Annotated in this window: 11 protein-coding genes and 1 tRNA gene; 5 read left to right on the top strand and 7 right to left on the bottom strand. The window is 29.9% G+C overall.

All coding sequences use genetic code 11. The features are described from left to right. Positions 1 to 56: 56 nt before the first annotated feature. Genes ACP5GV_RS05055 through fni form a run of 3 tightly spaced genes read right to left on the bottom strand, consistent with a single transcriptional unit; the run spans position 57 to position 3,909 of the window. Positions 57 to 1,760 carry a glutamate--tRNA ligase gene (locus ACP5GV_RS05055; protein WP_428102645.1) on the bottom strand — a complete coding sequence of 568 codons (1,704 nt, stop codon included), beginning with the start codon at positions 1,758 to 1,760 and terminating at the stop codon, positions 57 to 59. Positions 1,761 to 1,769: 9 nt separating this feature from the next. Further along, positions 1,770 to 2,786 (bottom strand): polyprenyl synthetase family protein, encoded by a 1,017-nt coding sequence (locus tag ACP5GV_RS05050; RefSeq protein WP_428068491.1) that lies wholly within the window; start codon positions 2,784 to 2,786, stop codon positions 1,770 to 1,772. Next, positions 2,776 to 3,909, bottom strand: coding sequence for an isopentenyl-diphosphate delta-isomerase (gene fni, locus ACP5GV_RS05045; protein ID WP_428102643.1), 1,134 nt, complete (start codon positions 3,907 to 3,909; stop codon positions 2,776 to 2,778). Before fni ends, ACP5GV_RS05050 begins: the two co-directional genes overlap by 11 nt. 520 nt (positions 3,910 to 4,429) lie before the next feature. On the opposite strand from fni, the gene ACP5GV_RS05040 reads away from it, so the two are divergent. Together ACP5GV_RS05040 and ACP5GV_RS05035 are read left to right on the top strand one after the other, a co-directional pair. After that, positions 4,430 to 5,758 carry a DEAD/DEAH box helicase family protein gene (locus ACP5GV_RS05040; RefSeq protein WP_292319698.1) on the top strand — a complete coding sequence of 443 codons (1,329 nt, stop codon included), beginning with the start codon at positions 4,430 to 4,432 and terminating at the stop codon, positions 5,756 to 5,758. Next, entirely contained in the window at positions 5,751 to 7,199 is a 1,449-nt protein-coding gene (locus ACP5GV_RS05035; protein ID WP_428068497.1) for a DUF790 family protein, read from the top strand. The genes ACP5GV_RS05040 and ACP5GV_RS05035 overlap by 8 nt, the downstream gene beginning before the upstream one ends. A 170-nt stretch (positions 7,200 to 7,369) precedes the next feature. On the opposite strand, the gene ACP5GV_RS05030 is transcribed toward ACP5GV_RS05035, so the two are convergent. Then, positions 7,370 to 8,626: an APC family permease gene (locus tag ACP5GV_RS05030; protein WP_428102640.1), complete on the bottom strand. Its 1,257-nt coding sequence runs from the start codon at positions 8,624 to 8,626 to the stop codon at positions 7,370 to 7,372. 94 nt (positions 8,627 to 8,720) lie between these two features. Beyond that, positions 8,721 to 9,119 (bottom strand): SRPBCC family protein, encoded by a 399-nt coding sequence (locus ACP5GV_RS05025; RefSeq protein WP_428068500.1) that lies wholly within the window; start codon positions 9,117 to 9,119, stop codon positions 8,721 to 8,723. Between the two features lie 68 nt (positions 9,120 to 9,187). On the opposite strand from ACP5GV_RS05025, the gene ACP5GV_RS05020 reads away from it, so the two are divergent. After that, positions 9,188 to 9,970 (top strand): aldose 1-epimerase, encoded by a 783-nt coding sequence (locus ACP5GV_RS05020; RefSeq protein ID WP_428068501.1) that lies wholly within the window; start codon positions 9,188 to 9,190, stop codon positions 9,968 to 9,970. A gap of 15 nt (positions 9,971 to 9,985) precedes the next feature. Here ACP5GV_RS05020 and ACP5GV_RS05015 read toward each other — a convergent pair whose 3' ends face one another. Further along, a complete protein-coding gene (locus ACP5GV_RS05015) occupies positions 9,986 to 10,462 on the bottom strand; it encodes a hypothetical protein (RefSeq protein WP_428102637.1) in 477 nt (158 codons plus the stop codon). Between the two features lie 159 nt (positions 10,463 to 10,621). Here ACP5GV_RS05015 and ACP5GV_RS05010 point away from each other — a divergent pair, with 159 nt between their 5' ends. Further along, positions 10,622 to 10,960: a hypothetical protein gene (locus ACP5GV_RS05010; protein WP_428068505.1), complete on the top strand. Its 339-nt coding sequence runs from the start codon at positions 10,622 to 10,624 to the stop codon at positions 10,958 to 10,960. A 425-nt stretch (positions 10,961 to 11,385) separates the two neighbouring features. After that, complete coding sequence (locus ACP5GV_RS05005) at positions 11,386 to 13,116, top strand: chloride channel protein (protein WP_428102635.1); 1,731 nt, start codon at positions 11,386 to 11,388, stop codon at positions 13,114 to 13,116. Between the two features lie 52 nt (positions 13,117 to 13,168). Here ACP5GV_RS05005 and ACP5GV_RS05000 read toward each other — a convergent pair. Continuing rightward, a tRNA-Arg gene (locus tag ACP5GV_RS05000) sits at positions 13,169 to 13,243 on the bottom strand. Positions 13,244 to 13,356 lie beyond the last annotated feature (113 nt).

Raw genomic sequence — 13,356 nt, 5'->3', positions numbered from 1 at the left:
TTTTTCTCCTAAAATATATTAAGTATATACGTTGTTTTAAGCTTTAATCGTTAAAATCATTTATGAGTTAAAAATCCTATTAATGGATCTATATTGTCTATTATTATAAAGCCAAATCTCAAAAATTGGAGTCTAGAACCTTTGTTGTAATTATTAATGTAATTTTCTACAACTCCCTTATGATCTTTAAATTGAAGTCCATAGGGTTCCCTAATTAAAATCTCTTTAAATTCTTTATGAGGAACCCATTGGATTATTTGTAGTTTTTCTTTTCTAGCATAACTAATATCCTTGTTAATAAAATTTAATGATCCATTTTTGTATTCATAATTACCTAATTCCATGAGTCTAAATCTTTTTAAGTTTAGATCTTTTTCATCTACATAAATTTCATCACCATTGCAAATACTTATAGACCTTTTCCTGTTTGGCGCATCAGGATGTAATGGTATTTCTGCATTTAAGCATGTAGGTTGTTCTACACTTACCTTAACTGGGTTTTCTACAAACATTAATCTGTCTGCTATCGGGTCTAATTTCTTTCTATTAACTGAGGCTAAATTAATCCAACTTAATTTAGCATCTCCGCTTTTTATGCCAACTTCTAATATAACCTCTTTTATAGATTCAGGTAAAATGCCTCTTCTTCTCAGTCCTGAAATTGTACCAAATCTTGGATCATCGTAACCTAAGAACTCTTTTGGATTCTCAGACATGATTTTCCTAATATAACTTTTGCTCATTATAAATCCTTCTAACTTCAATCTGCCAAAGTGAATATAAATAGGCATTTTCCACTTCAGACATTTATATATATATTCCTGTTTCATTGTGTTAAGTTCATGCTCTTTCCCTCTTAATACATGCGTTATGCCTAATAGATGATCATCAACGCTGACAGCAAAATTATATGTAGGCCACGTTACATATTTATCTCCTACAAGCGGATGCGGATAAGACGACGTATCGATAATTCTAAATGCAATCCAATCTCTAATGCTTGGATTAGGATGGGTAACATCAGTTTTTATTCTTAATATAGCTTCTCCTTCCTTATAATAATTGTTTATCATTTTGTCAAATTCTTCTAGGTTTTTTTCTGGAGAAGTATTTCTATCAGGTGGTTCCATCTGTTTAGATAAAAGCTTTTTGCCTTCATCACCTGATTTGTCAACGTAAGCGCACCCGTTTTTTATAATTTCTTTCGCAACCTCATAAAATAAGTTCATTCTTAAACTTTGTATATATTCTTCATCAGGTATGACTCCAAGCCATTTCAAATCTTCTCTTATTAGGTTATATGCTTCTTTTATTGGAGTTTTTGTTCTTGGATCAGTATCTTCAAATCTTAAAATCATCTTCCCTTTATATATCTTTGAATACTCATAGCTTAATATCGCTGGTCTTGCATTTCCGATGTGTATTACGAAATCAGGATTCGGTGCAAACCTGGTTACAACTTTACCTATTTCAGCATTTGGCAAAGGAGGAAGTGTTTTTCCTTCTTCTTTTCCTTCTTTTTTAGATTCTATCTTTATTCCAAGCTTTTCTATTTCCTTTTTCTGGTCATCAATACTCATTGCATTAACTTTTTCAACTAAATTACTGACTATTTTGGAAATTTCTCTAGCTTTCTGCCTAAGATCACTTCTCTCTCCTAATATCATAGACATTACACTGTTTGTTTGAGCTTTCCCCCCATGTTCAAATGCATTTAACAAAGTGTATTTCCAAACTATGCTTTCTAAATCCTCGCTCAACCTTATCCCCTATTTGTCCCTATTTATTGAAAATTCGGCTAGTTCTTTAAGAGACTTAAATGATTCTTCGTCCTTTATTAAACCCATTTTTTCAATAGAATCAAGTCTGTCTAAAGCGTTGTTGTAATAATTTTTGGCTAGCATTTCTGCATAGTTTAACGATCCAGATTCTTTAATAATGTCAACAGCTTCTTTAATGTTTTCATCAGATTGATTGCCAGAAAAAAGTTTAATAAAGAATTCTTTCCACTCGCTCTTCCTTTTAGATGCATACAATACTAAAATAGTTTTCTTTCCTCTTCTCAAGTCATTATATATAGGCTTTCCTGTCTTTGCTGGATCACCGAATATTCCTAATATATCATCTCTTATTTGAAATGCAAGTCCTACAAACCTTCCAAATTGACCCAAAAGCTCTGTTATTTCGTCATCGGAATTAGATGCTATACCTCCTAATTTTGAAGAGGTCTCTATTAATGCACCTGTCTTTAAGTAAATCATTTTTAGATAATCTTTTTCGTCAACGTCCCATGTTTTTTCAAACATAATATCGTATCCTTGACCCTCTGCAATCTTCCTTGACCCGTCTCCAATAACTTCAACAGCTTTTGCAATTTCCTTATAATCTGCGCCAGCTCTAATAGCTAGATATGGCGTTAAAAATGCGTAAGAAAACATCAGATCTCCAGCTAAAATGGCCCAATTAACTCCATATATTTTATGTACGGTAGGTATACCTCTTCTAAAATCATCATTATCCATTATATCATCATGCACTAAGCTGAAATTATGGAGAATCTCTACCGCGGCTGCATAATAAACTGCTTTTGTCTCTGAAGGAGCACCTCCAAGAGCTTTTGATGCTGCAAGAGTTATCATAGGCCTTAATCTTTTTCCTCCAGCCTTAATCAAATGCATGGCAGCTTTATAAAGATCCTCCGGTTCCCCCCTTAATATGTCTGAAATATAAGAGTCTATAAGTGACGCATATTTTTCTCCGACTTTGTTTAAAGTTTCATATGACATGATCTTTCATCCTCCATAATAATGCTTGTATTCTCTTGTTCAAATATTCATTTGGTTCAATACCTCTAATTAAAAGCTCATCTCCTAGCCTACCCCATATTGTTATTTTCGATTTCCATAATGAATAGACATTTTTACCTCCAGAAAGAAATATAATAGTTTTTAGTTGGTATATCATTTTCTTTATATAGTTTTCCAATCCCTTTTCACCCTCTATTTTTAAAATTTTTAAAATAGGAAAAGCCATTCCTGCTATATCAGAGCCTAATGCTATTGCCTTAGCTGCATCTAAGCCATCTCTAATTCCACCGCTTCCTATAATGTAGGAGTCCATAGCGCCCATTCTCGCTTCTATTATACTTAAAGCTGTAGGATTTCCCCAAAAATCGGCCAACTTGCCTGGTTCTTTTAAAGGATATCCATGTTTTTTCCTAGATCTTATGCTTTCTGTTTTTATCCAATTTGTTCCACCTAACCCTGCTACATCAAAGCATTTTATGTTAATAGACCTTAGAACTTTTATAAGTTCTTCGTTCAATCCATTACCAACTTCTTTTATTATGATAGGTACACTTATTTTTTCATTTATTTCTTCAATTTTTGAAATTAAATTTAAAAAATTTGTATCTCCCTCATCCTGATAAGCCTCTTGTCCAGGATTTACATGGATTGCAATAGCGTTAGCCTTAATCATATCTATTGCTTTTTCCAGCTCTTTTATACTATAACCTTTATTCAATTGGGCAACTCCTATATTAGCAATCAAAAATGCATGAGGCGCATTTTCTCTAACTATGCTAAATGAATGAATTAATTTAGGATTTTCTATGGCTGCTCTTTGACTTCCTACTCCCATTGCTATATTAAATTTGTTTACTACTTTTGAGATGCTATCATTTATTTTTTCCGCTTCTGGATGTCCTCCTGTAATACCTGTTATTACAAGAGGTGCATCTAGACTACTGCCACAAAAATCTTTACTTAAGTCTATTGAATCTAAATCATTTTCAGGCAAAGGATTGTGAACAAATCTAACGTAATCCAATAGATTACTTTCTTTTGACTGTACATTTTCATTAACTACTATATCGATATGTTCTAGTTTCCTTTCTTCAGTGCTCAAAATCAACCCCTTCCGTTTTTACAAGTTATGTTTATGATTTATTAATGTTTATAAAAATAAGATAGCTACATTTTATAAATCAATTTACAAATATATTATCTTCGTTGAAATTAAAGCTTTTATAGTTATCATTTTTAATTAGACCTAAGCCATTCAATATTTGTTTGGATTAAAAAGGTAAAAATATTTGTTGTTAATTTTAAGAGATGAAGTTGTTTTATTCCAACAGTGCAAAGAAACTAAAGAGAACATGAATGAAGGAGCAGAATCCATTAAGTGATGTAACCTAATACTCAAGGTATCCTTTATACTTTAGAGCGAAGTGAATCCGATTATATAGTCAATGATTATAAAAATTATTTTGAATAATTATGTGTTTAAAGGACAAAGAATAAATAAAATAATTTTAAAATATGCGCATCAAAATTACTTCTATTTAAAGAATATTGTTTATTTTAATTTTTTAAAATAGCTAGAATTTATTAAGGTAAAATATAATCCAATAATTGTAGGAGCAAATATGGTTAGAATAAGCTATTATAAAGGATTGATAGTTTCCGATACTTATACACCACAAATGAAGTACGACGAAAAAATGAAGAAGTATATATCATTAGCTTATAAATATAAAGAAATAATTGACTATTTTAAAGAGTCGGGTATAAGCGTTAAAGATTCTGTTTTAGATCCGCTCCCTTTTCCCATTATTAATGACAGAATAAAGTTAAGAACTTATCAAGAAAAGGCATTAAGCTTATGGTTAAAGGTTAAGAGAGGAATCATTGTATTGCCTACAGGAGCTGGAAAGACGCATATAGCATTAAAGGCAATCTCCAATTTAAAATCTTCTTCATTAATTATAGTCCCTACAATAGATTTGCTTGAGCAATGGTATAGGGCAGTAATTAAAGAATTAAGTGTTACACCAGGTAGGATTGGTGGAGGGTATGATGAAGTTCACGGAATTACTGTAACTACTTATGATAGTGCATACTCTAAAATTGATGAATTAGGGGACAAATTTTTATTTTTAATTTTTGATGAGGTTCATCATTTACCATCTGAAGGTTATATGGAAATAGCACAATTAAGCCCTGCTCCATATAGAATGGGATTAACTGCAACTCCCGAAAGAGAAGATGGTAGGCATACATTCTTGCTTGATTTGGTAGGACCTGTTATATATAAGATAAATCCTGAAACATTATCTGGAAAGTATTTAGCTGAATACGATGTTGAAAGAATTTATGTTAACTTAGAAGAAGATGAAGAGATCAGATATAAAGAAATGAGAAGGAAGATGAAAGAAATTTTAAATAGATTAAATATAGAATTAAAAAGTATTAATGATTTTAAAAGATTTCTCTATTATGCAGGTAAAAATAAGGAAGCTAGAGAAGCTTTACAACTTTGGTATGAATCGACTAATATTGCTATAAATTCAAATTCAAAAATAAAAAAGTTAAAAGAACTATTAAATCTTTATAAAGATAATAAAATTATTATTTTTACAAGAGATACTACTATGGCTTATAGGATATCAAAAGAATTTTTGATTCCTGTTGTAACATATAAGACACCGAAAGATGAAAGGAAGGAAATTATGGATAATTTTAGAAATAGTAAATATAGGGTTATTGTAGCATCAAATGTCTTTGATGAAGGAGTTGATATACCTGATGCATCAATTGCTATTATAGTGGGAGGTTATGGAACTAGAAGGCAATTCATACAGAGATTAGGTAGAATACTTAGAGTCAAAGAGGGAAAGAGAGCAAAACTTATTGAAATAGTAACGAAAGGAACATCTGATTATAGTCTTAGTTTGAGGAGAAGAAAAGGTGTTTAGCACTGATTTATTAAGAGTAAAATACAAAAAAGATAAAGTATATCTTGAATATATAGGAAATAATGAGAAAGATTTAATAGAAGAAATGGCTTCGTTGCTAAAAGAAAATTTATCTATAGGAGAATTCAAAAATGAGATAAAATATTTAAAAAAGGCTTATGATCCAAAATTGGTTGAAGGAATATCAACATTATTACTTAGAAAATCTGTCGTAGAAAATAAATCCCCAATAGATCCAAGAATTATTAGAAATAGGATTTATTCCTACGGGCCTGTTATTGATGATTCTGAAAAAGAAAAAATCTTGAAAAAAGTTAAAGAAGAAATAGGTGTTGATCCATTAAAATACATTTTTGCTGATTTAGAGGAAGAAATGATAATAAAAAAAGTGCCAGAATTGATCCCTGAAAATCTATTAAGGGAATATAATTTTGAATTGCTTCAAACAGCACTAATGAAAACTTTAAGAGTTGATGTTTTTATTAGCAATAAATGGAAGGATTTGCTGTTTACTGCAAAGAGATTAGGTTTAATGTATGATGCATATAATGATCCACTTAGGGTTGAATTTTATGGTCCGGCTTCAATGTTAAGACTAACAGAAAGATATGGTAGGTCAATATCTATGCTGTTGCCTCAAATAGTTTCAAATAAAGTGTGGAAGATTAAGGCAGAATTTGTGGGAAAATATAATAGGACTTATATATTGGAAACGAAAAATGATGATGCGGAATTTCCTCTAGAAGAAATATATAGCGAAATAACTTTTGATAGCAATATAGAAAAAGATTTCTATTCTAAAATGAAAATTATTGCGAAGGATTGGGAAATAATAAGGGAACCTCAACCTCTAATAGTTAACAATACAATATTTATTCCAGATTTTATGCTATCAAAAAATAACATTAACATATACGTTGAAATAGTTGGTTTTTGGACAAAAGAATATTTAAGAAGAAAATCAGAAAAAGTTAGAGAAATTAAATTACCTTTAATACTTGTTGTTGATGAATCATTAGGGTACGAAGATTTTAATAATGAAAATATAATAAAGTTTAAAAAAACGATCAACATAGCTGCTGTATATTATTTAATAAATAAAATATATAACAATTTAATCAATAAGATTGAAAGTAAAGATAATAAAACTATTAATTTAAAAGAAAATGTAATTTCATACAATGACGTATCTAAAAGATTTGGAGTACCTAAGGAAAACATTAAAGAAGGTAATTACAATATAGTAGGTTATACTAGGTTAAAGAATTATTTAATTAAAAATGAATTTTTAGAAGAAATTAAAAAGGAAGATTTTAATAACAAGAAGATTTCTGAACTAGTTGATAGATACGGCGAATGGATAATGGAAGTTTTAGACTATTTGGGTTATCAAATTAAATGGGTTAATATTACAGAAGCAATAGTAAAAAAGATTCAATGATTATGGTTTTGCTTAATGCTGTCCACGATTTCAGCATACAGGAAACCAATTATTATCCATCCCATAAATAAATTCTCAATTATTTTGTTCACTGTACCTAATGAATAAATTAATACTATCAGAGAAAATAATGCAGCAACTAAACCTATAATTATATCTCCAATTTTGGTTTAAATAAAATTAATAATTTTTCTTATTGCATAATTGCTTATAATAGATGCCCTCCTTTTAAGTTCTCTTATTGATGAAAATATAAGAGAAAAATTCGCAGATAAATGTACAAACACATTTGCTAATCCTGCTAGTGCTCCCAGTTCTAAGAAGAGATAAAAAGGATTTTTTATTGTAGCCAAACCCAAGAATGAGATAATCCCATATATAAATGCTGTTAAAATAGATGCCATGATTTGTTCATTATTTCTTAACCATGTAAACACGCTTGGTAGCATATCCTTTTGTGACATTGCATACACAGTTCTTGATGTACCTAACATGAAAGAAAGCGAAGCAAGTATACCATCACTAATAGCGGCATAAACCATAATAAACAAACCAACTATACCAAAGTTAGTCTTTAATAACGAAAGAACTGGTGCTGTGCTTGATAATATAGTGGATAATTGTGATTTAAATAAACCTACATCTATAATACCATATATGGCAAGGCTTGTTATTAACCCTCCAATAATAATGACCAAAAGTACTACTCTTCCAATGTTTTTACTATTTATGCTTTCTTCTGATAAGGGAGTTATGGATCCATAGCCTGTTGGAATACCTATAGCAAATAACAAAGATATTGCTATTTGGCCTAGTGGAGGTATCTTTTGTATAGGATTGAAAAAGTGGAAATTAGATAAATAGATACTAATAACGAAAATAGCTGCTATAACTATAATTTCTATTATTCCTGATAGTTCAGCATATTTAGCTGATGGCTTAATTCCTATAATTAAAAAAGTTGATGCTGGAATAAATACAATTAAAGCAGATAATAATGGATTTAAATTAAAAACAAAGTGTAGGACAAAACTTGATCCAATTATATACGCAGCCCCATAAAAAGATGAGTAAAAAATGTACATCCAACCTGTTTCCAAGCCTAGCCTTCTAGTTAGGCTATACATTGCATATATATAATAACCTCCACCTTCTTCATATTTTTTTGATAGTTTAGAAACAACTATACCATTTATTAAAACTAATAACATACCGAACACTATAATTATTGGCGAAAAAAGAAATGAATATAATATAACGCTTGTTGCATAAGTTAATAACGATAGAAATGGGGCTTGTCCACCTAGTGATAAGAAAAGTAGATCCTTAAAAGAGAGCCCTTTTTTTAGCTTGCTTGATTTTCTAAGTCTTAAGTATTCAGTTTTAGATTCAAAATTGCTACTATCAGCTACATTGTCTTTGTTCATGAACAGCACCGTTTCTTAGCTCATTATATTTTGTTTGATAAGGTATTCTTATTTATATTTTGTTGAGATATATATTAAAAATTTGGAATTTATTTTAAATATTATTCAATATTCTGTTTAATGCATCTTCACTTCCTTTCTTAAAATGATTAGTTTCCCAATGAGAGATCAATTTAAATAAGCCGCTAAATCTTATATCCCACTCGTTGATTAATTTGTTGTTATCTATCCTTAATTTTGAAATTCCTTTGAATGGACCATCTAAATAATAGGCTACTACTTCTTTTTTCTCATAATTAATTTCATACCTAACTTTTGCTACTGAAGGGAAGACAAACTTTACAAGAGCCTCAATACTTTTCTTATCATTTTTCACTATATTTATCTCTCTATGTCCATGCCAGTATTTAGGTATGTCAGGGATGTTTGAAATTATTTTCCAAACCTTTTCTTCGTCTCCTTTAAATTCTTTTTCTAGCTTAAAGTACGTCATTTTTATCAATCTTATAATGAAGATTAACTACTTATATTCTTTTTTATATATTTTAAAGTGTGATTAGGATGATAGAGATAAGGAATTTTGCGTCAAAGGCGATTATTAATGAAGTAGGCGCGTATGTGGAAAAAATAGTTATAAACAGTAAAGATATTTTATTACACGGTAATATAAATAATCCCACTCATAGCGGTATGGCAATTTTAGTTCCTTTTGCTAATAGAATTAAAGGAGGAGAGTATGAATTTAATGGTAAAAAATATTTTCTCAATAAGAACAGTGAAGGTAACGCCATACATGGTTTAGTAGTAAATAAAAGATTTGAGGTTATTAATAAAAGCAGCAATTCTATAACTTTATCCTATAATCTTAAAGATAATGGTTATCCATCAGAATTAAATATAAATATTAAATATGTTATAAACAGAGAGAGTTTTGATGTAGAATTTCTTATAAAAAATGTTGGTAGTAATGAAGCCCCATTAACTGTTGGAGCTCATCCATATTTTATTATAGAAGATTCCTGGAAGATTAATCCGACTCAAGTAAAAAAGTGTGTTAGTATAAACAAAATTCCAACAGGGGAACTAATAGATTATGAAATAGAAGGAAATAAAGAATATGACGATTGTTTCTATATAGGTAATCAAGTTAAATTAGATTCTAAATACTCAACTATTATTATAAAAACTATTAAAATGCCATATTTTCAAATCTATACAGGCATTAAAGGAGCAGTAGCTTTAGAGCCTATGAGTGGAGCACCTGATGCTTATCACAATTATATCGGATTAGATTTAATTAAGTCTGGAGAAATTAAAAATTATGGTTTTACAATCTACTCATAGATTTGCATTACGACATCATGCTAATGAAGAAAGATTCTCATCATAAAAAACTTTAATCTTTTCTAATTCATTCAATATGTTATTCCTAAAATCTAATATATAAGATCTAGGAAGTTTTGGTTCGGCTTTCTTTAAAACAATTTCTTCAACAACGTAGTATTTTTTATATGTTTCATTTAACTTACGCCATTCGATTTCTTTAAGAGCATCTTCAACGTTTTGATCCCTACTTAGTAACCCAGTTAGCATCATAACTGATATTATGGGATAGCCAATGTATCCTCTTAATTTTGTCCCATTATCGTCACTATAAACAATATAATCATCATTAGCCTTTTTTATGATAACTTTATAAGTTTTGTCTTTTTCACTGCTTATAACCTTAGCAATAATTGTTTCATCATTAGCCTTCTCTATAGTAATTCTTCCGTCAGCAATTGCACCAGCTGCTTCTAAAATTTTAATTTTTGGAGGCATTTTCAGTTTGATCAACAACATCACCTGAATTAATTTGTAATCATACATTCTTATATATTTTTAAAATATTTACATTAAATAATTGCTAATTATTATAACTGCTGTATTGGCGTGCTATAGAGAAAGATTTAAATAGTTGTTACACTTTAATAAATTTGTAAAGGTGTATCAAATGTGGGAGAATTAATTCCACTAGTTTCAGAATCAAATAATCAAGATGATTTGGAATTTAAAGCAAAATTAATATATAGCTATCTATTAAAAATTAAATTAAGTCACATAAATGATTACAACATTTGTGATTCAATAGATTTTTATTCTGTTAATTGTTCTAGTTTAAAAAACGTTTTAAAATTTATATCATGCAAGAGCGCTATAAAAATGAATCTTATGTCTTCTTATGTAAACATTAATAATAAAATAATAGAAAAAAATATTAGTTTAGTTATGGAAAGATGTAATAATGATTTTATAAGAGAGTCTTTACAAAAGATAAAAGATAGCTTAACATGAGAAAATAAATGATAAAATGAACAACAAATCTCTCATTTATAAGGCATAGGTAAAAGTTTTTGACTTTAACAGGTATTTAGATGCTACGTTGAAATCCATTGATCAATTAAAAATCGCGGGGTGAGTTGATTATTTTTACAATAACAAAAGAAGGAAGAAGAGCAGAACTCATAAAGGAGGTAACCCTTAAGATCTTAAAAACTTTCACTATAATTTAGGGATTCTTGTCATTTAGGATGAAGATGATTATTTATAAAATTTTGTTGTATGCTAGATTGGAGAGTTGAAATGTAAAAGGATGAGATGTTACCCCAGAACGGCTCACAGATTTGTCTAGCCTTCACTACCTTTGAAGGGAAATAAATTATACAATAAATTATATTAAATTTAAATTCTTATTTTATAATAGCTTAGCGTGATCTAAGATGAAAATATCAAATTTGCCATATTATGAAAAATGGTTTATATATGGTATTATAATAGGTGTAATAATAGGTATAGCGGATTTATCTTTATATTACTTAAATATCTTCGTTATAGAACACATGATTTTAAGAAATATAATTGGAATTTCTTTACCTCATCCAGGACAATCATTTTATATGAATTATTGGGCCTCTTTTAAAAAATTACTATTCCTGCCTTTAGTAATAGGTGTTGCCACATTTTTATCAGTTATAATAGCTTTGTTTATGAAAACAAAAGAGGTAGGAAGTGATGTAGCTATTAGAGCGTTTCATAGAGGTCTTAGGATAAGGTTTATAGAAATTCCAGCATCGATACTTTCATCTTCACTGACTATAGGTTTAGGTGGTAGTGCAGGTAGAGAAGGTCCTGCTTCCCACTCTGGAGCTGGCATAGGACAAACTATAATAGATTTATTAGGAGGTACTCCAGAAGATAGAAGAATAGCAACAGCGGTAGGTATGGGTTCTGCAATTGGTGTTATCTTTAAAACTCCGTTTGCTGGTTCCCTTCTGGCAGCAGAACTACTCTATAAGAGAGATTTAGAACCTAATGTAATATATCCTTCATTAATTTCATCGAGTATAGGTTATGTTATATTTTCTTCTATAACTGGTTTTTCTCCTATATTTGGAACTTATTCCTTACCATTTAATCCTGAGAGATTACCTCTTTATGTACTGCTTGGTTTAATAGCAGGAGGTATGGCAATTTTATATCCATATTTAATGTTTGAAACAAAAAAATTTTTGGATTTAAGATTTAAAAATATAATTGAGAAAGCTTTAGTTGGTGGGATAATAGCTGGATTAATTGCTATCTTTTTCCCTGAAGTTATGGGAGAAGGATATGGATGGCTTTGGTACATTTCAAACTTCAATGCAGTGCCATCTATGTTTCCCCTAATTATAGCTTTGTTTTTATTACCATTAGCAAAGATTATTGCTACATCATTCACTATAGGCTCTGGAGCTAAAGGAGGCGTGTTTGCTCCAGGAATTGTTATTGGTGGTTATACTGGTTTAGCGGTTGGTTATGCATTTCATTTATTGTTTCCTAGCCTTGTAACTACACCAATGCCTTTTATGATAGTAGGAATGCTTTCTACTTTTGGTATTGCAGGCTCAGTACCTATAAGTGTTACAATGATGGTAGTTGAGATGACAGGTGGATTACAATTACTTCCAGCAGAAATGGCTGCTTTGGCTTCAGCTTACCTTGTTGCAAGAAATTCTAGAGGAATTTTTAATGAACAACCCTTAAATAGGCAAGAATCACCAGCTCACGCATATGAGTTTTCAATGCCATTATTAACAAAAATAAAGGTTTCTGATGCAAAAATTTTAAAGATTTTTGTTAAACCTACTGATAATATAAAAAAAGCAATTGATCTAATGAATTCTTTAAATTTATTCTCGTTACCAATAGTTGATGAACTGAATAATTTACATGGAATTGTTAGGTTAACTGATATAATAAAAGCAAAAGAAGACGAATTAGTTATAAAATATTCATTGCCAGCATCGACATATGTACGACCTAATTCTTCCTTATATGATGCCTTTGATGTAATGAAAAGCTCTAGATATGCCATTGTTATGGAAAACAAGAAGTTTTTGGGCATTCTATTACTTGATGATATTGTAAAGACTTACAAAGAATTTTTGGATAAAAATAATAAAATAGAATAGTTTATAATAGTGTTATATAGTGTTTTTGATTTTAAATACTAAGTGATGTTAACGGGCCCGGCGGGATTTGAACCCGCGCCCTTCAGCTCCGGAGGCTGACACTCTATCCTGGCTGAGCTACGGGCCCATTCTATTGTTATATTTGAAATTAATAATATATTAAAAGCCGTCGTCAACAGTTTCCGATAAACCGTGAAGTTTATATACTTTGTATGTGAATTTAATTATGGTACTGAACGA

Source organism: Caldisphaera sp., from assembly GCF_049974385.1.
GTDB lineage: Archaea > Thermoproteota > Thermoprotei_A > Sulfolobales > Acidilobaceae > Caldisphaera.
The sequence above is the reverse complement of the archived record's forward strand: the minus strand, read 5'-3'. Positions and strand labels throughout refer to the sequence as shown.

Excerpts from the sequence above, each read along its gene's own strand:
- ACP5GV_RS05050 (WP_428068491.1), bottom strand. The coding sequence starts at position 2,786 with ATGTCATATGAAACTTTAAACAAAGTCGGAGAAAAATATGCGTCACTT.
- ACP5GV_RS05040 (WP_292319698.1), top strand. The coding sequence starts at position 4,430 with ATGGTTAGAATAAGCTATTATAAAGGATTGATAGTTTCCGATACTTAT.
- ACP5GV_RS05030 (WP_428102640.1), bottom strand. The coding sequence starts at position 8,626 with ATGAACAAAGACAATGTAGCTGATAGTAGCAATTTTGAATCTAAAACT.
- ACP5GV_RS05025 (WP_428068500.1), bottom strand. The coding sequence starts at position 9,119 with ATGACGTACTTTAAGCTAGAAAAAGAATTTAAAGGAGACGAAGAAAAG.
- ACP5GV_RS05020 (WP_428068501.1), top strand. The coding sequence starts at position 9,188 with ATGATAGAGATAAGGAATTTTGCGTCAAAGGCGATTATTAATGAAGTA.
- ACP5GV_RS05005 (WP_428102635.1), top strand. The coding sequence starts at position 11,386 with ATGAAAATATCAAATTTGCCATATTATGAAAAATGGTTTATATATGGT.